The 25,713-nt window shown below is 65.0% G+C and carries 26 protein-coding genes and 1 tRNA gene; 13 read left to right on the top strand and 14 right to left on the bottom strand.

Annotated features, from left to right (window positions below):
• Positions 1 to 74 precede the first annotated feature (74 nt).
• Positions 75 to 1,535 carry a class I adenylate-forming enzyme family protein gene (locus tag ACLMAJ_RS32240; RefSeq protein ID WP_412017652.1) on the top strand — a complete coding sequence of 487 codons (1,461 nt, stop codon included), beginning with the start codon at positions 75 to 77 and terminating at the stop codon, positions 1,533 to 1,535.
• Here the strand turns inward: ACLMAJ_RS32240 and ACLMAJ_RS32235 are convergent.
• On the bottom strand, positions 1,532 to 1,783 hold the full coding sequence (locus ACLMAJ_RS32235) for an acyl carrier protein (protein WP_412017651.1): 252 nt from the start codon (positions 1,781 to 1,783) through the stop codon (positions 1,532 to 1,534). The genes ACLMAJ_RS32240 and ACLMAJ_RS32235 overlap by 4 nt on opposite strands.
• An 82-nt stretch (positions 1,784 to 1,865) precedes the next feature.
• Between ACLMAJ_RS32235 and ACLMAJ_RS32230 the strand changes: the two genes are divergently transcribed.
• Positions 1,866 to 3,146 carry a phthiocerol/phthiodiolone dimycocerosyl transferase family protein gene (locus tag ACLMAJ_RS32230; protein WP_412017650.1) on the top strand — a complete coding sequence of 427 codons (1,281 nt, stop codon included), beginning with the start codon at positions 1,866 to 1,868 and terminating at the stop codon, positions 3,144 to 3,146.
• A 63-nt stretch (positions 3,147 to 3,209) separates the two neighbouring features.
• Here ACLMAJ_RS32230 and menD read toward each other — a convergent pair whose 3' ends face one another.
• Positions 3,210 to 4,853 (bottom strand): 2-succinyl-5-enolpyruvyl-6-hydroxy-3-cyclohexene-1-carboxylic-acid synthase, encoded by a 1,644-nt coding sequence (gene menD / locus ACLMAJ_RS32225; RefSeq protein ID WP_412017649.1) that lies wholly within the window; start codon positions 4,851 to 4,853, stop codon positions 3,210 to 3,212.
• A gap of 266 nt (positions 4,854 to 5,119) precedes the next feature.
• Positions 5,120 to 5,740: a TetR/AcrR family transcriptional regulator gene (locus ACLMAJ_RS32220; RefSeq protein WP_378684098.1), complete on the bottom strand. Its 621-nt coding sequence runs from the start codon at positions 5,738 to 5,740 to the stop codon at positions 5,120 to 5,122.
• Positions 5,741 to 6,018: 278 nt separating this feature from the next.
• On the opposite strand from ACLMAJ_RS32220, the gene ACLMAJ_RS32215 reads away from it, so the two are divergent.
• A complete protein-coding gene (locus tag ACLMAJ_RS32215; RefSeq protein ID WP_412017648.1) occupies positions 6,019 to 7,305 on the top strand; it encodes a hypothetical protein in 1,287 nt (428 codons plus the stop codon).
• A gap of 78 nt (positions 7,306 to 7,383) precedes the next feature.
• On the opposite strand, the gene ACLMAJ_RS32210 is transcribed toward ACLMAJ_RS32215, so the two are convergent.
• Together ACLMAJ_RS32210 and ACLMAJ_RS32205 are read right to left on the bottom strand one after the other, a co-directional pair.
• Positions 7,384 to 8,115, bottom strand: coding sequence for an ABC transporter permease (locus ACLMAJ_RS32210; protein ID WP_412017731.1), 732 nt, complete (start codon positions 8,113 to 8,115; stop codon positions 7,384 to 7,386).
• A gap of 44 nt (positions 8,116 to 8,159) precedes the next feature.
• Positions 8,160 to 9,116, bottom strand: coding sequence for an ATP-binding cassette domain-containing protein (locus tag ACLMAJ_RS32205; protein WP_412017647.1), 957 nt, complete (start codon positions 9,114 to 9,116; stop codon positions 8,160 to 8,162).
• Between the two features lie 101 nt (positions 9,117 to 9,217).
• Between ACLMAJ_RS32205 and ACLMAJ_RS32200 the strand changes: the two genes are divergently transcribed.
• Positions 9,218 to 9,958: a TetR/AcrR family transcriptional regulator gene (locus ACLMAJ_RS32200; protein WP_412017646.1), complete on the top strand. Its 741-nt coding sequence runs from the start codon at positions 9,218 to 9,220 to the stop codon at positions 9,956 to 9,958.
• 7 nt (positions 9,959 to 9,965) lie between these two features.
• Here ACLMAJ_RS32200 and bcp read toward each other — a convergent pair whose 3' ends face one another.
• Positions 9,966 to 10,439: a thioredoxin-dependent thiol peroxidase gene (gene bcp / locus ACLMAJ_RS32195; RefSeq protein WP_412017645.1), complete on the bottom strand. Its 474-nt coding sequence runs from the start codon at positions 10,437 to 10,439 to the stop codon at positions 9,966 to 9,968.
• Positions 10,440 to 10,517: 78 nt separating this feature from the next.
• Here bcp and ACLMAJ_RS32190 point away from each other — a divergent pair, with 78 nt between their 5' ends.
• A complete protein-coding gene (locus tag ACLMAJ_RS32190) occupies positions 10,518 to 10,739 on the top strand; it encodes a DUF3618 domain-containing protein (protein ID WP_412017644.1) in 222 nt (73 codons plus the stop codon).
• A 59-nt stretch (positions 10,740 to 10,798) separates the two neighbouring features.
• Here ACLMAJ_RS32190 and ACLMAJ_RS32185 read toward each other — a convergent pair whose 3' ends face one another.
• Positions 10,799 to 11,092, bottom strand: coding sequence for an excalibur calcium-binding domain-containing protein (locus tag ACLMAJ_RS32185; protein WP_412017643.1), 294 nt, complete (start codon positions 11,090 to 11,092; stop codon positions 10,799 to 10,801).
• A gap of 125 nt (positions 11,093 to 11,217) precedes the next feature.
• A complete protein-coding gene (locus tag ACLMAJ_RS32180; RefSeq protein WP_412017642.1) occupies positions 11,218 to 12,195 on the bottom strand; it encodes a pirin family protein in 978 nt (325 codons plus the stop codon).
• A gap of 59 nt (positions 12,196 to 12,254) precedes the next feature.
• Between ACLMAJ_RS32180 and ACLMAJ_RS32175 the strand changes: the two genes are divergently transcribed.
• Positions 12,255 to 12,719 (top strand): MarR family winged helix-turn-helix transcriptional regulator, encoded by a 465-nt coding sequence (locus ACLMAJ_RS32175; protein WP_412017641.1) that lies wholly within the window; start codon positions 12,255 to 12,257, stop codon positions 12,717 to 12,719.
• Positions 12,720 to 12,725: 6 nt separating this feature from the next.
• Here the strand turns inward: ACLMAJ_RS32175 and ACLMAJ_RS32170 are convergent, their stop codons facing one another.
• The 3 genes from ACLMAJ_RS32170 to ACLMAJ_RS32160 form a co-directional block, all read right to left on the bottom strand.
• Positions 12,726 to 13,037 (bottom strand): hypothetical protein, encoded by a 312-nt coding sequence (locus ACLMAJ_RS32170; protein ID WP_412017640.1) that lies wholly within the window; start codon positions 13,035 to 13,037, stop codon positions 12,726 to 12,728.
• Positions 13,038 to 13,138: 101 nt separating this feature from the next.
• Positions 13,139 to 13,750, bottom strand: coding sequence for a transglycosylase SLT domain-containing protein (locus ACLMAJ_RS32165; RefSeq protein ID WP_412017639.1), 612 nt, complete (start codon positions 13,748 to 13,750; stop codon positions 13,139 to 13,141).
• Between the two features lie 528 nt (positions 13,751 to 14,278).
• Positions 14,279 to 14,749, bottom strand: coding sequence for a MarR family winged helix-turn-helix transcriptional regulator (locus tag ACLMAJ_RS32160; protein ID WP_412017638.1), 471 nt, complete (start codon positions 14,747 to 14,749; stop codon positions 14,279 to 14,281).
• Between the two features lie 75 nt (positions 14,750 to 14,824).
• Between ACLMAJ_RS32160 and ACLMAJ_RS32155 the strand changes: the two genes are divergently transcribed.
• Together ACLMAJ_RS32155 and ACLMAJ_RS32150 are read left to right on the top strand one after the other, a co-directional pair.
• Complete coding sequence (locus tag ACLMAJ_RS32155) at positions 14,825 to 15,199, top strand: cupin domain-containing protein (RefSeq protein ID WP_412017637.1); 375 nt, start codon at positions 14,825 to 14,827, stop codon at positions 15,197 to 15,199.
• Positions 15,200 to 15,413: 214 nt separating this feature from the next.
• Positions 15,414 to 15,761 (top strand): hypothetical protein, encoded by a 348-nt coding sequence (locus tag ACLMAJ_RS32150; RefSeq protein WP_412017636.1) that lies wholly within the window; start codon positions 15,414 to 15,416, stop codon positions 15,759 to 15,761.
• A gap of 228 nt (positions 15,762 to 15,989) precedes the next feature.
• On the opposite strand, the gene ACLMAJ_RS32145 is transcribed toward ACLMAJ_RS32150, so the two are convergent.
• Positions 15,990 to 16,244 (bottom strand): IPT/TIG domain-containing protein, encoded by a 255-nt coding sequence (locus ACLMAJ_RS32145; RefSeq protein ID WP_412017635.1) that lies wholly within the window; start codon positions 16,242 to 16,244, stop codon positions 15,990 to 15,992.
• A gap of 301 nt (positions 16,245 to 16,545) precedes the next feature.
• On the opposite strand from ACLMAJ_RS32145, the gene ACLMAJ_RS32140 reads away from it, so the two are divergent.
• Positions 16,546 to 16,692 (top strand): hypothetical protein, encoded by a 147-nt coding sequence (locus ACLMAJ_RS32140; protein ID WP_412017634.1) that lies wholly within the window; start codon positions 16,546 to 16,548, stop codon positions 16,690 to 16,692.
• A 113-nt stretch (positions 16,693 to 16,805) separates the two neighbouring features.
• Here ACLMAJ_RS32140 and car read toward each other — a convergent pair whose 3' ends face one another.
• Positions 16,806 to 20,318 carry a carboxylic acid reductase gene (car, locus tag ACLMAJ_RS32135; protein ID WP_412017633.1) on the bottom strand — a complete coding sequence of 1,171 codons (3,513 nt, stop codon included), beginning with the start codon at positions 20,316 to 20,318 and terminating at the stop codon, positions 16,806 to 16,808.
• Between the two features lie 351 nt (positions 20,319 to 20,669).
• Here car and ACLMAJ_RS32130 point away from each other — a divergent pair, with 351 nt between their 5' ends.
• The 3 genes from ACLMAJ_RS32130 to ppgK all read left to right on the top strand — a co-directional run bounded on the left by ACLMAJ_RS32130 (position 20,670) and on the right by ppgK (position 23,777).
• Positions 20,670 to 21,581: an NAD(P)H-binding protein gene (locus ACLMAJ_RS32130; protein WP_412017632.1), complete on the top strand. Its 912-nt coding sequence runs from the start codon at positions 20,670 to 20,672 to the stop codon at positions 21,579 to 21,581.
• A gap of 290 nt (positions 21,582 to 21,871) precedes the next feature.
• On the top strand, positions 21,872 to 22,303 hold the full coding sequence (locus ACLMAJ_RS32125; RefSeq protein WP_412017631.1) for a nitroreductase/quinone reductase family protein: 432 nt from the start codon (positions 21,872 to 21,874) through the stop codon (positions 22,301 to 22,303).
• 679 nt (positions 22,304 to 22,982) lie between these two features.
• Entirely contained in the window at positions 22,983 to 23,777 is a 795-nt protein-coding gene (ppgK, locus tag ACLMAJ_RS32120; protein ID WP_412017730.1) for a polyphosphate--glucose phosphotransferase, read from the top strand.
• A 332-nt stretch (positions 23,778 to 24,109) separates the two neighbouring features.
• On the opposite strand, the gene ACLMAJ_RS32115 is transcribed toward ppgK, so the two are convergent.
• Positions 24,110 to 24,182, bottom strand: a tRNA-Lys gene (locus tag ACLMAJ_RS32115).
• Positions 24,183 to 24,487: 305 nt separating this feature from the next.
• On the opposite strand from ACLMAJ_RS32115, the gene ACLMAJ_RS32110 reads away from it, so the two are divergent.
• Positions 24,488 to 25,702 (top strand): L,D-transpeptidase, encoded by a 1,215-nt coding sequence (locus ACLMAJ_RS32110; protein ID WP_412017630.1) that lies wholly within the window; start codon positions 24,488 to 24,490, stop codon positions 25,700 to 25,702.
• Positions 25,703 to 25,713 lie beyond the last annotated feature (11 nt).

Here is a 25,713-nt window from a genome sequence, read left to right as displayed (position 1 = left end):
TCGCTGCCGCCTTGTAGATGCCGCATCCCACTCCTATCCTTACGGGCAGAGGGGGCGGACCCCGCGGAGTAGAGATGATCTACGACAATCTGCTCGCGCTGACAGCGCAGGCACCGCTCACCAGCGGATTGCGGCAGGGTGAAGCATTTACGCCGTACGCCGCATTGGTCGAGCGGATCGGCCGACTCGCCGCCGGCTTTATTGAACGTGGCATCGAGAGCGGCGATACCGTTGCCCTATTGATTCCAAATTCACCCGATCTATTCGTAACTTCCCACGCGCTCTTCGCCATCGGCGCCATCGCGATGCCGCTGGGCGTGACGGCCACGCGATCCGAACTTGCCACGTTCGCGCAAAAGACCGGTCTCGATGCCGTCATCTCAACTCCCGGCCTTGTCGCTGCTGCCGAGATGCTGATCGCGGATGCGGCCCCGGGCATTCCCTTGTTCCAGACAAGTACCCTGCCCGAAGGAAGTGCAAGCGCCCGGCTGCCGAAACTGCCAGGCGATACAACGGCGCTCTACCTCTTCTCGTCCGGCTCGACCGGTTTGCCCAAGGTGGTGCCGCACACCCATGCCGAGCTCATCGCTGATGGTGAACGAAGCAGCACGGCCTGGGACCTTCAGCCCGACGATATCGTTCTCGACATTCTGCCGGGCAACTTCTCGTTGGGCTTCATATTGGGCGCTACGGAAGCCGTCGCCCGTGGTGCAACGACGCTCTACTGGAGCGATCCGCTGCCGCTGGCGCTATCGCGTAAGAAGCTGCTCGACACCATGGTCCGCGAGCGCGTCACCGTCATGGGTGCCGTTCCGGCAATGTACGAAATCGTCGCCGGTCAGACCGGCAGTTTCGATCTGAGGCTGCGCCTGGCCTTCTCGGGCGGCGTCGCACTGAAGCGGCCGATCTTCGAAGCGGTGCGCGAGCGCCTTGGTGTCACACTCCGTCAGGCTTACGGCTCGACCGAGGCGAGCATGGTCTCGCATAATAACTCCGCCGATCCCGACGCAAGCTGGGCCTCGGTGGGCAAGCCGGCGGGCGACGCGAGGGTCCGCATCGTTCCGTTCGACACCGAATTCGGCCCATCCGTCGGCGAAATGGAAGTAAAGTCATCCTCGCTCATGCGGGGCTATCTCGGCGATGCCGTGGCCAATGCTCAGGCCTTCGATGAGGGCTGGTTCAGGACCGGCGATCTTGCCTCGCTCGATGAAGAAGGTCGCATCTTCATCCATGGCCGCAGCAAGCTGCTGATCGAGGTATCCGGCTACAAGATCGACCCCATCGAGGTAGAGGAGACGCTCATGACCTTGCCCGTCGTCGCCGAAGCCGCAGTGGCGGGTCGCCCAGACCCGCGCAACGACAATCGGCTGATCGCGTTTGTCGTCAAAGAGGCAGATGTTTCGGCCGATGAGTTGATCCGCTATGCCCGTGAAAGGCTTTCGGTCCAGAAAGTCCCGGCCGAGATCGCGTTCATCGACGCACTGCCGCGCAGCTCGGCCGGCAAGCTGCTCCGCGGCCGGCTGCGCGAGCTTTAGGCTCGAGCCGCTCGCTGCGAAACGTAGGCTGCTACGTTCGCAGGCGATTCGAACAGGTCCTCCCGTAACTCCGTATCAGGGATGCTGATCTTGAATCGCTCCTCGATAAACCGCACCAGTCTCACCAGATTGATCGAGTCCAGCACGCCGGATTCGAGCAAAGGAGTCTCGCGATCGACCGGCGCTCCGCCGGTTTCAGCCACCATGCCGGAGATGTACTCGATTATCGGTCGTTCGATATCGTTCATTACTCGAGATCCCTTATCCAGCGAGCATATTAGCCGATTTCATCGCGACCTGAAATGGTGCTCGAAAACATGGGAGGACGGCTTGGGTGACACGCGCCCGCTGGGCGAACAGGAGCGACTGCTCAACCATATGCATACCCATGGCGCGCTGATCGCCATGCAGGTGCTGCACGTGCGCGGCCGCCTCGATCCGGCGCTGGTGAAGCGCGCGCTCGCCTGGCTGCAGACCCAGCACCCCATCCTTCGCGCTCATATCCGCCGCGGCAAGATTGCCTGGGGACGCCTGCCGCCCTTCGCCTATCGCCAGCCCTGGTTCGACACCGAGGGAACAACGGAGATCCCGTTGAAAATGCTCGACGACATCGACCCAGACGCTTGGCGCAGGGTATTTGCCTCCGACATCTGCACGCCGATCCCGAAGGGCAACCATCCGCGCCTGCGGATAACGCTAGTGCGGCAGTCGCCCGACGCCGACGCCAACCATATTGTCATCTGCGCCGATCACGCGATCCTCGACGCCCAGGCCGCCAACATGCTCGCTCGCCAGCTTCTCGAATTCCTCGCCGATCCAGCCATGGCGCAACTGAAACCCCCGCTCCATACTGCCCTGCCCCCGCCGATCGAGGCCGGCCTGCCCAACAAGTCTGGCAGTGGCAAGAAGACCACCTATACGCCAGCCATCCGGCTACCCAAGCAGGCGGTACCCGATCCGAAAAAAGAAACGCGAGTACTGGCGCGTCACCTCGGGCCCGTCATAACGGCGACACTAAAGGATGCCATCAAAGCCAACAGAACGACGCTTCACGGTGCGGTAACGGCAGCCTTCCTGCTTGCCATACGCGAGCGATACAGGCTCGACACCATGACCGTGTTGACCACGGTCGACCTCCGTCGCCTCAGTAAACCGGCGCTGCCGCACGGGATCTACGGTTGCTACATCGACATCCTGCGCACCAAGCACCCGATAACCGACGACTTCTGGGCAACCGCCCGTGACGCCTCGTTCAAGCTGATCGCCGCGCTGGCCAACGACCAGGAGTCCGCCTCGATCATGAAGCTTCCCGGATGGAAAGTGTATCGGCACGAAGCCGGCCCAACGATCCAGAACAACGGGCGCATCGACGGACTTGCTGTTACCACGGCAGGCGAGTCCGGCCTTCAAACCAGCTACGGCGCCTACACGCTCGAGGACGTCACCAGGGCCGTTTCGCTCGACATGTTCGGCCCGTCACTGTTTGTGATCGCCAACGAGCGGCTTGGTGGCCTCGACCTCAGCGTCGGGTACGCGGCGATTGCGATGAGCGAGGAGGAGGTCTGCTGGCTCACCGACAACGCGTTGGCCCGGCTCGAAAGTGCCCGATAAGAACGCCGCGCCGATCGCAGCACGCCCCGCGTCGTGGACGAGGTATGGGCGAGGTAGCTCGAATCAGGGCGCGATCTTGGCGCGTACCGCCGCGTGCAGCTCGCGCAGGCGCGACCGCTCGGTGAGCACCTCGAGCACCCGCGTGCCGTGTGCGTGCCCGGCCAACTCGACGGCCAGCTGCTCCGGATCGACCTGGCTGTGCGGAATGCGGTAGGCGGCGCACAGCGCGGCCAGATCCATGCCGTGCGGGGTGCCGAATACCCGCTCGAATACTCCGGCATACTGTGGGTCACCCTGTTCCAGAAGCTCGAAGATGCCGCCGCCGTCGTCATTGGCGACCACGATGGTCAGATCGGCCGGGTGGGGTTCGCCGGGCCCGATCAGCAGGCCGGACGCGTCGTGCAGGAAGGTCAGATCACCCAGCAGCGCGACGGTGCGGCCGTCGTGCTGTAGCGCCGCGCCGACAGCCGCGGACACGGTGCCGTCGATGCCCGCGACACCGCGGTTGGACAGCACCGTGATACCCGGCCGCGGGTACGACACCAGAGCCGCGTCGCGCACCGGATTGGATGCGCCGAGCAGCAGCTGGTCACCCTCGCGCAGCGAGTCCATCACCACCGCCGCCACATGCAGGCCGGTCGGCTTCGAATGCACGGCGAGTTCGGCCCGGATCACCTCGGTTGCCATCGCGTCGAGCTCACGGCACTGCGCCAGCCACTCCGGGCGCGATGCGCCGGTGACAATCGCCCGAGTGCCGGTGCCGACCACATTGCCGGAGACATCGGGCCAGCGCGGCCCGGTGGTGACCGCGTAGACGGTGACGTTCGGATCGGCCAGCACCTTGGCCACCGGACGGTGCAGGGTCGGACGGCCGGTGACGATGGCCTGGCTCGGCCGCAGCAGCGGCAGGGCCAGCGGGTGCAGCGCGGGGCCATGCATGGGGGCCGTGGGTTCGGCGACGGTCGGCAGCTCGGACAGTTCCGGCCGCAGCCTGGCACCGTGGCCGGAAACAACGATCGTGTCGGGGGTCAGGTCGATGCCGAGCGGCACATCCAGCGTTGCGTACTGGGTGTGCGTCCAGGCCCGTCCGCCCTCGCGTCCCTCGGGCGCACACTCGCCGGGGGCGAGGTCGGGCACCAACGGCTCGCGCAGCGGGATATCGAAGTGCACCGGGCCCGCGTTGCCGGAGCGAGTGCCGCGTGCCGCGGCGAGCACCCGGCAGACCGCCGAGCGCCATAGGCTGTTCTGGTGCCCGTACGACGCACAGTCGGCGGACGCGGATTCTTCCTCGGCCAGGCCGAGGCTGATGGTGGTGCGGACCTGACTGCCGAACAGACCGAACTGCTCCACGGTCTGATTGGCGCCGGAGCCGAGCATCTCGTAGGGCCGATTGGCACTGAGCACCACCAGCGGCACCCGCGCGTAGTTGGCCTCCAGCACCGCAGGACCGAGGTTGGCCACCGCGGTTCCCGAGGTCATCACTACCGGTACCGGTAGCTGACTGGCTACCGCCAGCCCAACCGCGAGGAAGCCCGCGGCCCGTTCGTCGATGCGCATGTGCAGCCGCAGTCGGCCCGCAGCATCCGCCTCCTGCAGAGCGAAGGCCAGCGGCGCGTTCCGTGAGCCGGGACACAGCACAACGTCCCGGACACCCCCACGCCCGAGTTCGTCGACGACCACGTGCGCCTGCACTGTGGACGGATTCACCACTCCAGCCTCTCAGACAGTCGGCGTCCACGTCACCCTCTGTTTCCAACAAGGCGCAGCGATCGCGATTCACCTCCGATGTGTCGCCGCGAAAAACGCTGTATGCCAGCACGCCGTCCATCCGAACTCGAGGTGGGGCCGCCCTTCATTTGGTCGGCAGATGGGTGACTCGCCGGGTACGCACTAACTCAGCTGACGACTCGGCCGCCGGCCGCAACGCTCGATCTCACGGCCATTACTTGTCCGCCGATTCTCGGGGAGGCGGACTAGCGCTCGCTGGCGGAGCGGGATTCTTTTTCGGCGACGAGCAGGTAGGCGACCATCAGTCGCTTGAGCTCGGAGACGGCATCGGCGTGGCTCTGCTCGTCCTGGACGGAGAAGTTCAGCATCGAGTACACGACGTGCACGAGCACCTCGGCCATCATGGAGCGCCGCGCCCGCGGGGTGCGCGGAGTCAGTGGCCGCAGCATTCGCGAGATTACTTCGGCGAATTCTTTTTCGTGAATCGCACCGGTGGCCCGCGTCGACGGCGTCGACTGCATGGCGAGCCAGACCTCGCGCCGTGACGGGTCGGTCATCCACAGGTTGGCCATATGGTCGACGAACTGGTTCATGTGCCGCAACCAGTCCAGGGACGGGATCTCGCCGTGGAAATCGGCCAATTCCTGGGAAACGGCAACGAGGTCTTGGCGATTCAGCTCGCAGACGATGACGTATTTATTGGCGAAGAACTGATACAGCGTGCCGATCGGCACCTCGGCCCGTGCCGCGACCTCTTCACAGGTAAACGATTCGAACCCGACCTCGACCAGTAGTTCACGAGATGCTTGCAACAGCGCGTCGAACTTCCGTTTGCTGCGTTCCTGCGTCGGTCGACGCCGCGGCATGAGCTCCTGTGGGTCGTCCTGCAGGTCCAACGCAGGGTCCAGACGTCGCTTAGCTCTGGCCTCCGTGCGTACATCCACGCATCCAGGCTAGCGGTAAGGACACACCTGCGACACGCGCACGCGGTCTAGGTGTTCATGACTGTCACATTTCATGACCCATCCAAAGCCGAATGTGGCTGCGAACACATAAGCGGGCCTGCGTGCATCACTACCCGAATTGGCGCGCAGCGTGTACTCCGCACATGTGGGGATGAACCGACTATGGGAAGGCGTGATCTGTGGTAGCTCGATCCGTGGTGACTCTAGGCGTTTCCACCGAACGCGGTGCCGTGCACGCGGTAGCCCTCGTCGATAGTGGCGAGAAGCTACCCGAGCGAGTGCTGATTCATCGGGTGGTGAAGACCGAGGGCGATAGCAAGGCGGAATTGGCAGGGGCCGTCGAGATGGCGTTGGAAGTCCTCGCCACCGAGCTCGGCCCCGAACAGGAGATCGGCGGTGCCGCGGTCACCTACCGCGACGCCGCCGAACGCCGCGCCATCGTCACCAGGCTGGCGTCCGGACAGTGGCACATGGCCTCGTTGGTGTCGGCGAAGGCCGCACATCTGAATGTCGCCGGTGTCATGACATGGCTGAACGAATTCGACAATCTGCTGATCTGCGACGTGGTCCCCGGCCACCAAGCGTTCACGCTGGTCGACCGCAGGCGCACCAGGGTCCTCGCGGCGAACAGTCAGACCGGTAGCGCGGCGACCGCTGAGGCGATGGGTACGGCCGTCACAGCGGCCTGGGATCAATTCGAAGCAGCCGAGGTGCACCCCGACGCGGTGGTACTGATCGGTTCGGGCACAGGCGCTGCCGCGGTCCTCGCCGCGGCGGACGGATTCGGTGCGCCCGTGATTCCGTGCAAGATCGCGGCCTCCGCGTCCGCGGTGGGCGCGGCACTCTCGGCCATGGCCGATGTCGACGGGGTCGTCGAGACGGTGGAGGTGCGGGCACACACTGGTCGTGGCACCACTGCTCTATTCGCGGCGGCCAGTGTGCTGGCGGGTGGACTGGTCGTCGGCGGCCTCTATGTTGCGGGCGGCACCTCGCGTTCGGCTGTGGTCGCGGATGCGCGGGTTGCCGCGGATGCGCGTGTGGTCGGTGCCGGGTCGGGATCGGTGGGCGGCTCGAACTCGGGCCCGTCGGTCGATCCCGGCACGTATAGGTTGGGTGACACGGCGGCCGCAGGCCGTGGACCGAGGCGGGCCGAACTCGGCCCGCAGCCGACGATGGTCGTGATGGACGTGCCGCAGTTCTCGGCGCAGCGGTGGGGCAGCGGTGCGCAGGATCGCCCGCTGTCGCTCGTGCAGCACGAACCTGTGCACGGGACCGAGTCGGCGGTGCAGGTGTTGCCAGGGACGGGTATTCCGGCCTCCACGAAGGTCGGCGCCCCTAACGGGACGTTGCTCTTCCCCGGTGAAGGCGCGCCGCCCGCGGCGTTCACTCCCGAGTCATATCACTGGTGGGACAACCACTTCCGCATGATGATGCAGTGGGCGTCACAGCAGTTGCTCCCCGTGTAGGAGGGCAAGACCCACCGATAAGGAAAAGGTCCGGCGCTGCAAAGCGCCGGACCTTTTCCTTGTCGGGATGACGAGCTTTCAGTCCGCGGTCCGGCGCCGGAACAGCACGCCTGCCGCGACGAACCCGGCGAGCGCGATGCCCGCGCACCACAGCACGGCAAGTAGCGCGCTGTCGCCGATCGGGGTGTCCATCAGCAACCCGCGCATGGTTTCGGTCACCGGAGTCACCGGCTGGTTCTCGGCGAACCGGTGCAGCCAGCTCGGCATGGACTGCGGCGGCACAAACGCGCTGCTCACATACGGCAGGAACATGAAAGCGAAGGTGAAGCCGTTGGCCGCCTCCGGATTCTTCGCGAGCAGCCCGAGCGCGGCCGCGAGCCAGGACAGCGCGAGCACGAACATCGCGATGATGCCGTAGGCGGCCAGCCAGCGCAGCGGATCGGTGGTCGGCCGGAAGCCGATCGCGACCGCGACCAGGATCACGATGGTCGTGGTGATCAGATTGCGCAGCAGACTTTCCACGACGTGACCGGTCAGCACCGATGATCGGGCGATGGCCATGGTGCGGAACCGGTCGATAATACCGTTGGTCATATCGGTGGACAGGCTCACCGCCGTTCCCGCCGAACCGAATCCGGCGCACAGCAGGATGATCCCCGGCACGATGTAGTCGATATACGCACCGCCGCCGACGTTCATCGCGCCGCCGAATACGTACACGAACATCAGCAGGATCATGATCGGCAGCGCGATGGTCATGATCATCGTGTCCGGGCTGCGCAGGGTGTGGCGCAGGTTGCGGCCGAACATCGTCGCGGAATCCTGCGCCGCGCCGGTCAGTGTGGTCGTGATGGTCACAGCAGTGCCGCTTTCTCGATGGTGGGGTGCCCGGTGAGCGCGAAGAAGACGTCATCGAGGTCAGGAGTGTGAATGGCGAGCTCGTCGATGCCGATCGCCTGATCGTCGAACTGATCGAGCAGCTGTTTGAGAGTGCCGACACTGCCGTCCGACGGGACCTGGAGTGTCAGCTGATCGGTGTCGATCTCTCCGCCGGGTACCGCACGAGCCGCTGCGGCGAGGCCGTGCCGGTCGGCGAATCGCAGCTTGATGTGGCCACCGGGGGCGAGCTGTTTCATCTCGCCCGGTGTGCCCGCCGCGACGATTTTTCCGTTGTGCAACACCGCGATTCGGTCGGCGAGCTGATCGGCCTCCTCCAGATATTGGGTGGTGAGGAAGATGGTCACGCCGTCGGCGACGAGGTTGCGGATCACCTGCCACATTTCGCGGCGGCTGTGCGGGTCGAGGCCGGTGGTCGGTTCGTCGAGAAAGATGATGCGCGGCTCACCCATAAGGCTCATGGCAAGGTCGAGCCGTCGGCGCATGCCGCCGGAGTAGGTCGCGATGCGGCGGTGTGCGGCAGCGGTGAGCTCGAATTGTTCGAGCAGGCGGGTGGTTCGGCGTGCGATCTCGGACTTGCCCAGGTGCAGCAACCGACCCATCAGTCGCAGATTCTCGGCACCGGTCAGCACGTCATCGACCGCTGAGTACTGGCCGGTGACGCCGATGAGTCGGCGCACGGCGTCGGGTTCGTGCGCGAGGTCGTGCCCGGCGACCCGGATCTCGCCGCTGTCGGCACGGCTCAGGGTTGCCAGGATGCGGACCATGGTGGTCTTGCCCGCGCCATTCGGTCCGAGCAGTGAAAAGACTGTTCCCGCAGCGACTTCCAGGTCTATCCCGGCCAGCACGGTGTGTTCGCCGAAGGTTTTCCGCAACCCGCTGATGCTGACGGCGGGGGTGGGTGGGACTGTCATGGGGTTCCTCGTGTCGAAACTGTGTATGAGCTAAACTTTGTTTAGAGGGTACACAGTTTTTGGCCGGAGGGAAGAGGCGGCACGAAGAAAGGTCGACACGGATGGAAACGCCCGAAGCCGATGATGGTCTCGGCGCGACACCCAAGTCCTTCGCACTGATGTGGGGCTTGGACGAAGCGGGGACGCGCGGACCCAAGCGTGGTCTGAGTCTCGATCAGGTGGTCGACGCGGCGATCGAAGTGGCCGACGCGGAGGGGTCTGCCGCGCTATCGATGAGTCGGGTCGCCAAGCATCTCGGCTTCACCACGATGTCGCTCTACCGGTACGTGGACAGCAAGGACACACTGATCGACCTCGTGTCGGATCGGGTGATAGGACCGCCGCCGGAACTGCCGTTCGACGGGAACTGGCGGACCGGAATCGAGGCCTGGGCGTGGGCGGTGTGCCACGCGGTCGGGCGGCATCCGTGGTGGCTGGAGCTCCCCATCGCCGCCCCTCCGATGGGGCCGAACAATATGGCATGGCTAGAGATCGGGCTGTCGACATTCGCAGGAACATCCATACCGGAATCGGTGAAGTTGCAGCTCGTGCTGAACGTTTCGCTGTATGTGATCGGCCGGATGCGGGTGGCCAAGGAGGTAGCTGCTGGCGCCACCGACGACGACTACCCGGCCATGTTGAGCCGGGTACTCGACCCGCAGCGGTATCCGGCGCTGACCCGCGCGTTCTCCGAGCAGGCCTTCGACGATGTGGAGATGGATTCGGAGGAGGCGGTTTTGAGCTTCGGCCTCGATCGGATGCTGGATGGATACGAGCAGTTCGTTCGCTCGTTCGAGCGGTAGGTTCCCGCTACACCGACAGGTCGCGGCGCAGCTTGGCGACGTGGCCGGTGGCGCGGACGTTGTACTGCGCGACCTCGATCTCACCGGCCTCGTCCACCAGGAAGGTAGAGCGGATGACGCCGGTCACCGTCTTGCCGTACATCATCTTCTCGCCGAACGCGCCCCATGCGATGAGCACGGTGCGGTCGGGATCCGACAGTAGTGGGAAGGTGAGCTGCTCGGCGTCGCGGAACTTGGCCAGCTTCGCGGGCTTGTCCGGCGATATGCCGACGACCTCGATGCCCGAACCTTCGAGCTCGGCGAGGCTGTCGCGGAAATCGCAGGCCTGTTTGGTGCAGCCGGGCGTGCTCGCGGCGGGGTAGAAGTACACGATCACTTTGCGGCCGCGGTAGTCCGACAGCGACACATCTTTGCCGTCGGCATCGGGGAGGGTGAAATCGGGGGCGGGATCACCGGGGGAGAGTCGTTGGTTGTCGGTCACGTCTTGCACCGTAACCGAACGCCCCGACAGCGGCTGCGTCCCATTACACTCGTGGCAATCAGACACAGGAGGAGATACGTGGCTAGGGATACCGAGCGGATCGAGCAGGACATCGAGGCCGCGCGGACACGGCTCGCGAGCACGCTCGACGAACTTGCCGTGCGGGCGGATCCGCAGCGGATCGCCGACGACACCAAGCACATGGTGCTTGCGAAGCTGAACAAGCCGAAGGTGAAGTACAGCCTCATCGGTGCGGGCGCTGTCGTCGTCGGGCTGGTGCTGTTCAAGATCTTCCGCTGACGGAAAAACAAAACACCCGGTGTGGCACTGCCACACCGGGTGTTTTGTTTTCGGGCCGATCAGACTGTCGGGCAGGCGAATCCGTCACCGTCGGGATCCAGGTGCGGCCCGTAACCCGGTTCGCCACGGAAGATCGGCGCCCGACCGGCCTCGCGGGCCGCGTCGCAGTTGGCGAAGGCGCCACCCGCGGACCCGGTTTGCGACATACCTGCCGAGCCGGTCGCGGCCGAGCCGGTATCGATGGCGGAAGATCCCGTTCCTGCGGAACCGGTGGGAGCGGCCAGGGCGGCGGGGGCCGCGAGTAGGGTCAGACCCGCAACGGCAGCGCTGACGATGAGCCGGCGAACGTTCATGTATTCCTCTATGTGTGAGCTGCGGTGGATTGGCGCCACAGGGGGGAGCGCCGCATCCACTGTTGTGACGACCCGGTCAGTTGTCAACCGGGCCGCCTGCGAAGGTTGCGCACGCAACCGCGCGATTACTCGCCGAGGTGCTTGCCCGCAACGTGTTCGGCCGGGATATTTCCCATTCGTCCGGCTTGGAAATCCTCCACCGCTCGGATGATTTCGGCACGGGTATTCATGACGAACGGACCGTACTGCACCACAGGTTCATTGATGGGTTGCCCGCCGAGCAGCAGCACTTCGAGTTCGCCGGTCGGGTTGTGTTGTCGCGCATCGGCCGACACCGTGATCGAGTCGCCTCGACCGAATACCGCGAGTTGCCCCTCGTGCACGGGCCGATGTTCGGCGCCGACGGTGCCGCTGCCGGACAGGACATACGCCATCGCCGTAAACCGTTGCGGCCATGGTGTTTCCAGCTGTCCGCCGGGGCTGATGGAGGCGTGCGCGTAGGCGATGGGGGTGTAGGTGGAGCCGGGGCCCGCGAATCCGCCGATATCCCCGGCGATCAGGCGTACCAGCGCGCTACCGTCATGCGAGCTCACCAGCGTCAGCTCGGACCCACGCAAATCCTGATAGCGCGGCGCGGCCATCTTCAGTACATGTGGCAGATTCACCCACAGCTGGATGCCGTGGAACCAGCCGCCCGATATGACCAGCTCTTCCGGCGGCACCTCATCGTGCAGGATGCCGGAGCCCGCTGTCATCCACTGGGTGTCACCCTCGCTGATGACGCCGCCCCCGCCGTTGGAGTCGTGGTGCACCATCGTGCCGTCGAGCATGTAGGTCACGGTCTCGAAGCCGCGGTGCGGATGCCAGGGCGCGCCCTTGGCCTCGTGCGGCTCGTAGGCCACCGGCCCCATCTGGTCGAGCAGGATGAACGGGTCGGCCGAGCGCAGGTCTGTGCTGGGGAACGGTCGGCGCACTTCGAACCCCGCGCCCTCGCGTTGTTTGTCGGCGGTGCTGATGCTGCGTACGGAACGCTCGCGGGTCGGTTCGGTGGGCCTGGGCAAACGGGGCAGAACCATGATGTCGGGGACGGTGATGGCGGGCACGGGCACCTCCTGAAGAGTTTGGTGTCCATGTCAACCAAAGACTGGCTAGGATCATTCCTGTGGTCCGATGGCTGAGCGATGACGAGCAAACGACCTGGCGAGCCTTTATCCGGCTGCGCCAGCGGCTGGACGCGGCGCTGGCCGCTGGATTCGCCGAGGATGGTATGTCGCCCGCCGACTACGAGATTTTGGTGCCACTGTCGGCGGCGGCAGGCGGCTGCCTGCGTGCCAAGGAGCTCGGCGCGGAGATCTGCTGGGAGAAGAGCAGGCTCTCCAAACATCTGGCCAGGATGGCCGCCCGCGGACTGGTCGAACGACGAACCGCGGAGGAAGACGCCCGCGGCGTCCTGGTGGAACTCACCCCGGCGGGTCGCGCGGCGCTCGAACGGGCCGCGCCCAACCACGTCGACCTGGTCCGTCGGCTGTTCATCGATGCGATGACGCCCGCGGAGGCGCGCGCGCTGCGCTCGCTTGCGGACAAGGTGGTGGCCGAGGCCGAGCGAAGCACCGACCTCAGGGTCTGAGCCGAGTCACCACGGTGTGATCGGCGGCTTTACCCACATCAACTTCTCATCAGCGTGATTGCGCTGTGCCGCAGCATGATTCGGATGGCCGGCCGCCCAGGCGTCCTTGTCGTCGAGGAGTTGGGCGACACTCGTCCAGGTCTCCTCGGTGCTCGGCGGATTCGTCGCCGCGGCCCGCGCGAGCTTTCGCCGCAGCGCCGGTGGCATCGCGAGCAGCTCTGCGCCGGTGATGCCGCGATCCCAGATGTAGCCCGCCAGCCGCCGCGCCTTCTCGGCGCGACTCTTCGACGCGGAGTCGGAGTGGGCGTAATCGGTCATGGTGCGGTCCGCATCGGTGGTGGTTGGTCCCGGTCGACCTTATCGGACGACAACGCCTCCCCTGCGAGTGCAGGGGAGGCGTTGTCGTGCGGGGTGTCGGCTCAGTAGGCCGAGTTCACGTAGTCCATCGAGCCGTATCGGTTGGCGGCGTAGTTGCATGCCGCGACGATGTTGGCGACCGGGTCCCAGATGTCGAAGACGGTGCCGTCGACATGGAAGGCGTTGAACGTCGGGTCGATCACCTGCAACAAACCCTTGGAGGGAATGCCTGCGGCGGCGTTGGAGTCCCACAGGTTGATGGCCTGCGGGTCGCCGCCGGACTCGCGCATCACGTTGCGGTAGATGCCGTCGTAGCTGCCGGGGATGCCCTTGCTGTGCATGATGTCGAGGGATTGCTGGATCCAGCCGTTGAGGTTGTTCTCGTAGGCCGGGGCAGGGGGCGGGGGCAGCGAGGGCAGCGGCGGCAGTTCGGGCAAGGCGGGCAGGGCAGGCAGGGCGGGCAGTTCGGGCATCGACACGGCCTCGGACACCTGCTCGGCTGCCGGGGCGGGCTGCTGCTCGGCGACCATGGCGATGCGCGACGGGACACTGTCGTCGGCCACCGACACCGCGGAAGAAGCGGCGACGGCAATGAGGCCCGCTGCGGCGACTGCGATGGTGAAACCTTCGCGGAGCGAGGGGCGATGAGAAGAGAAGAAGCGTCTGTCAGGCATTGCGGAATCGTTCCTTTATCGGGGACTGTTTTCGATCCGGGCGTGCGTGGCCGCACGGATCGACGGCGGGCGCCAGTGTGGTCGCGCGCCGAATTCGGCTTTATGCTGTTTTCGATTCTGTTGTGAAAGAAGGGGATTCGGGATCCCCGTGGATACGACTTGGCTCATGTACCCGGGGCAGCGGCCCTGCGGGTGCCGTTGCGATAGATTGGAGCAGTGCGGCGTCAGTGCCGCATGGTGCTCCATTGACCGCGGGCGAACATTTAGCAGTTGCGGTCGCTTTCCGAATGTATGTAGATAACTTCTCGGTCTAACCAAGCTTACGGTTTGTTCACGACCGGATCTCAGGATGGTCACGGTCGGTTAACGTAGGGTAAACGAAGGATGAATCAGGGAAGTTTTCGATCTTGGATGACCAAGATCGTGCAGGTCGACACGCTATGTATGCGGGGAGTTTGTCCCTAAACGGAATGTGATGTAGACCACGTAAGTTTATTGGTAACGCGCGCCACTCTGTCGTTTTTGTCGTTACCAGGACGCGGGTCGCACCCTTCCTGGTGTCACGACGCGAGCCAATGCGTTGCGCAAGTCGGCGACCGTGGAATCACCGAGAACCGCCGCCCATTGCGCCGCGAAATTTGCCGCCGCGATATCCGCCGCACGAGTGCAGGCCCATCCGCGTTCGGTCAATGTGATCAAGCGTGCGCGGGCGTCGTCGGGGTGTGCATTGCGTTCGGCGTATCCCTTGCGCACCAATTCATCAACCAACTGACTGGCCGCCTGCTTCGTTACTTCGAGATGTTCCGCGATCTCGCCGACCGTCGCGCCATCCGGCGCCATCCGAACGAACGCGAAACCGTGCGCCGGGCGCACATCGTCGAATCCGGCCGCCTGGACGTCCCTGTGGATGGCGTCCGTCGCCGCTGCGCCCGCGGCCAGTAGCAGCAGGGCGAGGTCCTGCCCGGGGCGCAGTGTGGAGGCGGGTTTCGGGTCCGTCATAAATTCCATCTTGACACATATGGTCAACTTGCTTGACTATATGGTCAAGCAAGTTGACTAAATGAGGAGCAAGACATGCCTGTCATCCGCGCCGCCGAAGCCCCCGTTCACGAAATGCATAACGCCCGCTTCACCTCCTACGTCCGCCCCGAAACGGGCAGTACCGAACTGTGCGTTTGGCAGACCGAACTCGAGCCCGGCACGGTAGGAGTCGGCCACAAGATCCTGCGCGAGGAAGCCTTCGTCCTCATTCGGGGATCGGTGACGCTGCACATCGACGACGACCAGTCGGCACTGGAACCCGGCGATGCCGCCATCGCCCCCGCGGGATCGACGATCAGCCTGGACAACACCGGATCGGAGCCCGCCGCCCTCGTGGTGACCGTTCCGGTCGGTTTCGCCGCGGAGCTGGCCGACGGGACCCGCCTCACCCCGCCATGGGCGAGCTGAGATGGGTGAGCACGTGGCGAACGACACACCCGGCGGTACGTGATTCTGGGAAACCGAAAATCCCCCATCGACGTGGCGCGGCGGCATCAGCTCGGCCTCGGCGCGCTCGCCGACATCGAGCTGATCGACGCGTTGATGGGCCTGCCGTTCGGCCTGCCCGTCGGCTACGCCAGTCTCACCGAGCGTGAGCGGCGGGTTCTTAACCGTGCCCCCGATGGCGTGGTCGACGAATCCGCTGGCCACCCTCGTGCGCTGTGCGGTCCCACCTCTCACAGTGCAGTTGGCCACCGTCACCTCGCGCAGCTGGAAGACCGGGCTGCATGCCGCGGGGCAGTTCGCGCCCTTCTGTGCCCGGACGTTGCATCTGCCGAAGACTCCAGACGACATCACCGACGCCCAGATGCAGGCGAGTTTCTACGGGATGGGCCTCCGCGTCGGACTGCGCGACCGATACCAGGAGCTGGTCGCGCCTACTCCGTACGTCCGACACCGACACGCGGCCGACCATTGGCACGTCGCCGAGATGATCTACCAACAGATCCAATCATCCTGCGCCGCATGAGAACTGACCGCCGCCGGTGAGATGTGAACCGTATCGGGGCATGGGGAACATCGGTGCGAAAAGTCGCGCTGAAGCGGGTTGCCGCAGATATGGGGTCCCAGTAGTAATCGCCGAAAAGCTAACGGATATGGCCTTGCACCTGCACTCATGCACAGAGAGGACACCGTGCAGTCGACTTCGAACATCGACAGGCGGCCACATACCTACGACCGCAACGTGATCGGGCCGTCAGACATAGGTGTAGGGCAGTGAGTTGCTGATGCCGTTCAGCTCCACCTTGACGGTGACGTTCACCGTGCCTGTCCCCGTCGGGGAGATGGCCGTGATCTGGGTGTCGGAGTCGATGGTGAATGTGGTTGCCGTGGTACCGAACCGCACGGACAAAGGACCGACATTACTGAACCCGGAGCCGGTGATCACCACAGAGCTGAAAACCGTCGCAGGGCCGGAAGAGGGTGTCAGGGAGGTGAGAATAGCTGCCATGGTCCGACTCCAAGCCGAAATTGAATGAAAAGGGTTATCTTGCAACGGATGCCGATCTTTCTGCGGCAACCGCTACATATCCAGTAATCCACAAGCGACGGCACTTCGGCAACGGATCCACAGTCCGTTCTCGTCCGGTTTTGCCCGGTTTCGACCCGATGATGCGCGGCGACTGGGTCGGGACAACTCACCCCACACCCAGCCGGTCCGCGAGGCCGCAGTAGGTAGGCCAACGGCCTCTATCCGGTGTGGCAGAAAGCTGTGCCAGGCAACGGATGCCAGCATCCATTGCGAGACCCGTGTGGTCATCGCAGGGCCACGGAAAACGATCCACCGCCGCGACCCCGACCCCGACGACGATGCCAGCCTGGCCGACGTGGCCGAGGAATACAGCGTCGGCCGGTCCACCATCCACCGCATCGTCAGCCGCCCCGTACCGCCGGTGTAGCCCCGCCCGGACCGATCCGGAACCGGCACGCCGCTGGTCTCGAGCAACGCGCCGAGCGTAAGAAGCGCGACGAATCGAACCCCGGCCCGCAGTAGCCGTCCGGTGTGCTCGGATCAGACGAGCTTCAGCAGGTGCAGGTCCTCGACGTACTTGTGGACAAGGGCGGGGGAAATGTGGGGGATGTCGGCGTCGGGGCCGAGCTCGGCCTGCTGCACGGCGGCGCGGAAGAGGTCGGCGGGGAGGACGGAGCCTCGGGTGGGTTCTTCGGGGGTTCGGTAGGCGTCCAGAAGCGGGAGGACGGATTGCTGGCGTTGCTGCTGGGGTAGGGCAAGCAAGGCGGTCTCGAAGCGGGACAGCCATTCGCCGTAGTCGTCGAAGCGCTGGATGGTGTGGCCCTCGTCGATGAGCCAGTCGACGATCTCGTCCAGGGAGATGCCGTCGTCGTAGGGGTTCAGGACGTCGAAGCTCTGATAGCCGCTGGTGGCGCGGCCGCCGAGGGTGACGATAGCGTCGGCGGTGAAGTCGGCGGGCAGGCCGTCGTAATGGGCCCGCTGCCGGTGGCCGTCGGAGTCGGTGCGGTAAAACGACTTCGGCGCCATACCGGTCGCCAGGATGCTGAGGAGCAGTCGGGTGAACATGTCGACCACGTTGAGCTGCCCGGCGTAATGGGTGTGCGCGAGAATCATATCGGAACGGAATACCGCCGCCGGCAGCCCGAACCGCTCCTTGGCGTCCCGCAGCAGCACCTCGCCGGCCCACTTACTGTTGCCATAACCGTTGGCGTAGCTGTTGTCGAGTATCCGCTCCGGGCTCATCTCGCGGATGTCGCCGTCCTCCGCGAACCTCCCGGATGGCACCTGACCGGCCACCGCCACCGAGGACAGGTATGTGACCGGCTTGCGCTTGCCGGTGAGGGCCAGCCGGATCACCTCCGCGGTGCCGACGACGTTGGGGCCGAACAGCTGATCGTAGGGCAGCACGTGGTTCACCAGCGCAGCCGGATGCACGACCATGTCGGCGGTGTCCGCCAGCCGCTGCCAATCCTTCTGCGTCAGACCGAGATTCGGGTAACCGATATCGCCGGGTAGCACCTGCAGCCGGCGTTCGGACAGCTCCTGGTAGTGCCGCAACAGCGCCGGATCGCCCGAGTCGAACACCGCGTCCAGCCGCGCGCGCGCTGCGTCCGCGTCTTTGCCGCGGATGATGCAGATCAGGGTGCCGTCGACAGCGTCGAGCCGCTCCATCCACCGCAGGCACAGGAACCGGCCCAGGTATCCGTTGGCACCGGTGAGCAGCACGGTCCGCGGCGAGGTTGCCGCCGCCGGCAGCGCGGGCGCGGCCTCCAGAGTGCCGGCGTCGATGAACTTCTCCAGGGTGAGGTCGGCGGCGCGGATCCGATCGCCGGTGCCGTGCACCGAGACCGCGGTCGGGCGCCGCTCCGCGGTAACCTGCTCCTGCTCGATGTATCTGGCCAGCTGTCGCAGATCGACCGCGGGACTGACGATCACGCCGACGGGCACCGGCATCCCGAAGATCTCCTGCAGCAGGTTGGACAGCGACAGTGCCGACAGCGAATCGCCGCCGAGATCGCCGAAGTGCGAGTCGGGCCGGATATCGGCGTCGGCGCAGCCAAGTAGCGCCCGTACCGCCCGGTGCACGATCTCCGGCACCGGCTGGTCACCGATACCGCTTCGCAACGCGGTCAATTCGTCGGTTTGCTGCCGCTCCAGCTCGCGGTAGAGTTCCTCCAGCCGCTCCCCGTAGCGCTCCTTCAGCTTGGGCCGCAACAGTTTTCCGACACCGGACAGCAGTCCCTCGGCGCGGGTGAACGGGCGCGTCTCGATGATGATGTCGCGCGGTATCTCGTAGGAGGCCAGCCCGGCATCCTGCGCGATCTTCTGCAGCGACTGCAGGATGGCGGCCTTCAGGTCGTCCGGATGCGCATGCAGCGCCTCGTCGGTGGGCACCACCACCGCGAGCACGTAGGCGCGCTCGCTGGAGCCGTACACGTAGATCTGCCGGACCAGCGCGCTGATCGCGTACACGGCCTCCAGTTGGGACACGGCGACGAATTCGCCCTGCGACAGCTTCAGCACGTTGTTCCGCCGGTCTACATACACCAGTTCGTCGGGGCCGATCTCGGCCATGATGTCGCCGGTGCGGTAGAAGCCATCGGCGTCGAATATCTCCGCACTGAGGTCGGGCCGCTTGTAGTACCCGGGGAACATCGTCATCGTCTTCACCAGCAACTCGCCGCGCGGATGCGGCCGGTCGTCGTGGTGGTAGCCGAGTTCGGGCACGTCGGCGAGCTTGTAGTCCAGCACCTGAGGCCGGGCAATGTGGTTGTCCCGCATGACGCCTCCGGCCTCCGTGGAACCGTACCCGTCATGCAGCGGCAGTTCGAATACGGACTCGATGAAGGCCCGCGTGTCCGCGGACAGCGGCGCAGTCCCGCAGCTCATCGCCAGCACGCGGCCACCGAACTGCCGCTCCCGCAGGTCGATTCGTACCTCACGCTCGGCGGTGGTGCGATCGGCGCCGTCCGCTACGCGCTGTTGCACCTCGCTGATGAACTCCTGGAACACCAGATCGCACACCCGCGGCACGAAGCTCACCTCGGTGGGCCGCACCAGCGCGAAATCCTCGAACAGGGTGGACATGTGGCTGCCGGCGGTGAAATACGCGGTGCCACCACGCATCAGCGTGCTGACCACCTGCATCCGCCCCGCCAGGTGGCTTTGTGGCATGTAGTTGAGCTCGATCGCGGGCAGCGAAGCGCCATCGGCTTCGTAGCGGGTACGCCACATCGCGGCCAGCATCTCCTCGGTGTACATCGCGCCCTTCGGGGTGCCGGTGCTGCCGGAGGTATAGATGAGTAGGGCCAGCGGGTTTTCGTCGGCGGCGGGCACGAACAACGGGGCGGGGGGCAGGTTGCCGCCTCGGTCGAGCACGGTGTTCAGGTCGGCCACCATGATGGGACTGTCGGCCTGCGCCAAGCGGTGGCGGGCGCCCTCCATGGCGGCACGGTGGCTGTCGTCCTCGGGCTCGTAATCGAAGACCAGCAGTTGCTGCGGGGCGGCGGTGCCGGCGAGCACCGCGTCCACGGCCCCGTCGAGCATCTCCAGGCTGCTGGCGAGCACCCGCGGAGAGGTCTCGCCGAGGACCGCCACCCATTGCGCGGGCGTCGCGCTCACCTGCAGTGGCACCGATACCGCGCCCTGGCGGGTGCAAGCTAAGTCGACCGTGATGTAGTCGGGGCTTGTGAATCCGAGGATCGCGACGAAGTCACCGGCACGCACCGGATGCTGCGGATCTCGGTGCCATGCGGCGGCCAGCGCACCCACCCGCGACCACAATTCCCGGTAGGTCATTGTGTCGAAGTGCGGCAACAGCCGTCGGACCGGGCGCCCGGCGGAATCGGTGCCGAGTTCGATACCGCGCATGCCAAGGGCCGGCCTGTCGGCATACCCGGACGCGAGGGTGTCGACTATCTGGGCCAGTCGCAGGCCGGGCCGCACGGCGGCCGCGATGATCTCCTCCGACGGCATGGCATCGAGCACCTGCTCGTCGGTGAAGACCTGGTCGATGCGGTGCTGCTGTTCGGTTTCCCACGTATGCGTCGCCATGGCTGGTCTCCCTGGGGCGTTCGACCGACTACAACTGTAGAAAACTTCTGGCAAACTAGAAGTTTACGTCCGTGCCTGCGGCGTGCGCCACGATCACGATGACTATCTAACGCGCTTGATGTCGCCCGCCTGACGATCGGCTTTCTGGAGGCTGCTCATCGCGGCCGACATGCCCTGCAGGCCGTCCATGAAGTCGTGGTTGCCGCCGCGAAATATACGAGTTCCAGGACTTCCACTACGGCGGCCCCGGCGGCGAGAACAGTTTCATCGAGGACTACACCTCATCGATTCGCGGCGTGCCGCGGAACACCCCTTGCCAAGCATTGGGAAAACACACCTCGAGGAGCGAGCATGAGTGCGCCCTTGTACTTGATCACCGGGGCGGGTGGTGGCACCGGTGGCGTGAGTCGGCAGGTGATCGAGCTATTGCGGGAACGTGGGGATCGCGTTCGTGCGTTGGTGCACCGCGACGATGCCCGAGCCGAACCGTTACGTGCGCTCGGCGCTGAAGTCGTAGTCGGAGACTTGACCGACCCACGAGATGTAGTCGACGCGATGAACGGTACCGATCGCATGTTCTTTTCGATGGGTGTCTCGCCGGGCTACCTGCAGGCAACGGTGGTCGTCTGCGACGCCGCATTGGCATACGGCCACCTCGAGGTGGTTGTGAATATGTCCCAGATGACCGTTTCTCAAATGACGCTGACCAGTGTGGGAGAGTCTCGTCAACATCGGCTGCATTACCTCGCCGAGCACGTCTTGAACTGGTCGGGTGTGCCGGTCGTGCACATCAGGCCGACGGTGTTTCTGGACAATCCCATGTTCACCGGATTGGCGGCACCGTCGCTGCGAGAGCGAAACGTGTTGGCCTTGCCCTTCGGAACGGGTCGAACGTCACCGATAGCTACCAGCGACGTGGCCTGCACGGTCGCGGCAGCGCTCGTAGATCCCGCCGACCGCATCGGCGACGTCTACGAATTGACCGGTCCTGCGCGTTTGGACATCGATGGCCTGGCCGCCGAGTACACCCTGGGACTTCACCGGCCGATTCGCGGCACCGACATTCCCCAGGAAACCTGGGTCGAGGAGGTCCTCGAGCCCCGAGGTCTGCCCGCGCACGTCGAGCAGCACCTGGCCACCATGGCACTGCTGCACCGCGCTGGACGCTACGACCGAGCGACCGACGACGTCGAGAGGATCACGGGACGGCCGCCATCCACGGTTGGGCGGTACATAGCCGAACACTCGGAACTGTTCTCATAATGCTCGTGATGTGCGGCGTCGTGAGATTGCTCGGCACGGTGACCAGCGAGGCCCCGATTTCCGCGCCGTCGACCTCCATCACGCCGTCGCCTCCGGCCTGCATGCAGTGTCCTGCCGGCGGGGGCGGCGAGCTCGTCGGCGCAGGTGCCGGACGGTGAGTCCCACCGCGTCACTGAGGTAATCGAGAGGAGTGGTCGCGGTAACGGCCGAACATCGGCGGGTTGTAGCGCTGGTGCCCGTGGCTACCCGTACTTGCCCGGTGGCACGCGTGCCGATGTAGGTTGCGCACCATGCCAAGTGATGCTCAGTTGAAGATCCAGAACGCCATTCACCGTGCCCTGCTGAAAGTAAGCGGCGGGAGGTTGGGGAGGACGATCGTGGGGATGCCGACCCTCGAGCTCACCACAATAGGTCGCAAATCCGGTGAGCCGCGGAAGGTCATGCTGACCGCGCCGGTCATCGATGGCGAGACGATTGTGATCGTGGCCTCGCGCGGTGGTGATCCCACCCATCCCGCGTGGTTTCTGAACCTGCGTGACCATCCCGATGTCGAGGTGGCGCTGCAGAGTGGTCCCAAGCAACCGATGGCGGCTCGGGTGGCCACCGTGGAAGAACGCGCGGCGTTGTGGCCCAGGGTCGTCGCGGCGTACGACGGCTATGCCGGCTATCAGCGCAAGACCACCCGTGAGATCCCGCTGGTGCTGTTGACGCCGAATCGGTGATGTGCCGCCGAACCGATCATTCGATACGCCAGATCGAATAATCGTGCCCGATGCCGCAGCCCGGGTTTACCCCGCTGCCTGTCGCGGATCCCTCGACCGCGCCGAAGATGCCCGCTGCCCGAATACGCCGCCGTCGGCCGCGAGAAGTCGGGTTCCGGTAATAGGGCTTTCGGCAGGGGGCTGAGCGCCGAGATGGCAGGGATGCGGGTCTTATCGGCAGACAGCGGCGGTCCCAGTGGACCGTCGGGCTCCTCGACAACTACGACACTGAACCGTCGACACATCTGATGGCAGTTCGGAGTTGATGTCGACCTCGATGGCCTCGGTAGAAACTGATGTTCTCGCTGTGGGCTGGCGGGATGTGGGCTCACATGTCGGCGCTGGCGCTCGCGGCACCCGAGTCCTGTAACCGTGAATGCTTCACCCGCAGTTCCGCGGGGATTGCAGTGTGATTACGCTGCCGAACTGCAATGGGACCGGACGCTTTTGTAGGTAGCAGGAATACCGGTGCGGGGGAGAGAATAGATGCTTGATGTTATGTGCCGTTGGAATAGGGGCAGTCCGCCGAAATCTCTGCCTCGATATCCGATTCGTGACCAGGGACTCGATGAAACCCACGGTAACGACCAGCCCGGAATCTTTGGGGCGAGCCGACCTCGGGCCGCCGCCACGTACCGGAGTGTCCGTGAGCGATACCACTGCTTCGGTCACCGAAAAGCCGAGCCACGCTGGGCCGCATCGCTGGGGCTTCGGTATCGACGTGGGCGGTAGCGGCGTGAAGGGCGGCGTCGTCGATCTCGGCACCGGGCATTTGATCGGCGACCGCTTCAAACTCCCGACCCCGCAGCGGGCCACTCCGGAGGCTCTCGCCGACACGATCCGCGAGGTGGTGAAGCACTTCCAGTGGGACGCGCCGCTTGGCGTCACCTATCCGGGTGTGGTCAGCGGCGGCGTAGCCCGTACCGCCGCGCACCTCGACAAGTCTTGGATCGGAGTGAACGCCCAGGAGGTGATCAGCGCCGAACTCGGCGGACAGCCGGTGACCCTGCTCAATGACGCCGACGCGGCGGGATTGGCCGAAGTCCAGTTCGGTGCCGGCAAGGACAACGACGGCGTCATTGTGCTGCTGACGTTCGGCACCGGCATCGGTTCGGCGGTGATCCATAACGGGGTGTTGTTGCCCAACACTGAATTCGGTCACATCGAGGTCGGCGGAATCGAGGCCGAGCGTCGGGGCGCCACGTCGGTCAAGGAAAGGCACGCCTGGAGCTACAAGCGGTGGGCCCCGGAGGTGACGAAGGTGCTGGTCGCCATCGAGAATGCGATCTCGCCCGACCTGTTCATCGCCGGTGGCGGGGTCAGCCGCAAGGGCGACAAATGGATTCCGTTGCTGAAGAACCGCACGCCGGTGGTGGCCGCCGCGTTGCAGAACACCGCGGGGATCGTAGGGGCAGCAGCGGCTTCGGCTCCGTGAACTGGGCGCACGGCCGGCGTGGGACAAGAGCCGGTTGTAGAAAACAGATCAGCCGAATGTCGGTACGCGGCTTGATCGTTGGCGAGTAGTGCCCGAATGATGCACGTGGTGCGTACGCCAGACGGCGGCCGGTTGGGCATCGCGATGCTCGTGGAATGATCCAGCCGCTAGGTGGTCCGGGGGCCTCGGCGCCGAACGCACCGCGGAGGTCGGTCCGTGACAAGCCTCACTCGAGGAACCATTGATGGTGACTTTTTGGTGTTCTTTTGGTGACGGTCCGGTAGAGCGAAACAGGCCCAACCGTGATATTGGGCCTGACCTGCTAATTTGGGTGCGCCATCAGGGACTTGAACCCCGAACCCGCTGATTAAGAGTCAGCTGCTCTGCCAATTGAGCTAATGGCGCTTGCTCCGTGTTCTGGTGCGGGACAAACATTAACAGGCCGGAGGCGCAGAAGTGAAATCGATATCTGACCTGGGGTGCGAGGCGAGTTGTCGAGCGGTGTTAACAAGTGGTGGGGCGGTGGGGATCTAACCGGAGAACTTGCCTGCGCTGAGCTGGCGTGTGGCTTGGATCAGGTTGCCGAGCTGGCAGAATGGCGGGACGTGGTCTCGACCGATCCCGCCGGCGCGGTGGGTTGAGCTAGTTGTCGGTCGGATCCGAAGCCATCGGTGCGCTTGCTGCGCACCGGGACTTGAAACGGGGTTGAGATGAGCGTTGCGCAGGGTCGACGGCGGTCGATGAGGATGGTCACCACACCCCTGATTGTGTTCGCCGTGTCGGCGCTGACGTTGTCAGCGTGCTCGTCCTCGGGCGGCACGGACGCCGCGCAGGTCGCCATCGACCGTAACCCCATCACGGAACTGATCAAGCCGAAGCTGCTGTCCCCGGTCAAGGATGGTGAGGTGGGGGTGTCGCCCGGCGTACCGATGACCTTCAAGGTCGATGACGGCAAGTTCACCACCGTGACGTTGCTGAATCCACAGGGCGAACCGGTGAGCGGCAAGCTGGCCGCCGACGGCAGGTCGTGGGAGACCACCGAGGTCCTCGGCTACGGCAAGGCCTACAAGCTGCGCGCCGACGCGATCGGCCTCGGCGGTGCGAATTCCGCCACGCTGGGCTTCACCACCAGCTCACCGGACAGTCAGACCCATCCCTATCTGCTGCCGGGTGAGGGCGAGGTGGTCGGTATCGGGCAGCCGGTCGCGGTCCAGTTCGACGAGAACATCCCCGACCGCAAGGCCGCCCAGGACGCGATCAAGATCATCACAGAGCCCGCGGTGGATGGCGCGTTCTACTGGGTGAACAACCGTGAGGTCCGGTGGCGGCCGGAACGCTTCTGGGCGCAGGGCACCAAGGTCACCATCGACGTGAACGTGTACGGCAAGGACCTCGGCGACGGCCTGTTCGGTCAGGAGAACATCCACTCGTTCTTCACCGTCGGTGACGCGACTGTCTTCACCGCCGACGACAACACCAAGGAAGTGACCGTCGAGCAGAACGGTCAGGTCGTGCGGACCATGCCCACCTCGATGGGCAAGGACAGCTCGCCGACCGACAACGGCATCTACATCGTGAGCGACCGGTTCGACAAGATCATCATGGATTCGTCGACCTACGGTGTGGCGGTGACCTCGCCGAACGGCTACAAGACGCCGGTCGACTACGCGACCCGAATCTCCTACAGCGGCATCTTCTTCCACTCGGCGCCGTGGTCGGTAGGGCAGCAGGGGTACTCGAACACCAGCCACGGCTGCCTGAACCTCAGTCCGGCGAATGCGCTGTGGGTCTATCAGAACGCCAAGCGCGGTGACATCGCTATCGTCAGGAACACGGTGGGTGGCACCTTGTCGGGTGTCGACGGCCTCGGTGACTGGAACATCCCGTGGCCGGAGTGGAAGGCGGGCAACGCCGACGTGCGCTGACGACCGCGTGA

It is taken from the genome of Nocardia arseniciresistens, assembly GCF_046764875.1.
Classification (GTDB): Bacteria; Actinomycetota; Actinomycetes; order Mycobacteriales; family Mycobacteriaceae; genus Nocardia; species Nocardia arseniciresistens.
This window is presented reverse-complemented; position numbering and strand designations above follow the sequence as displayed.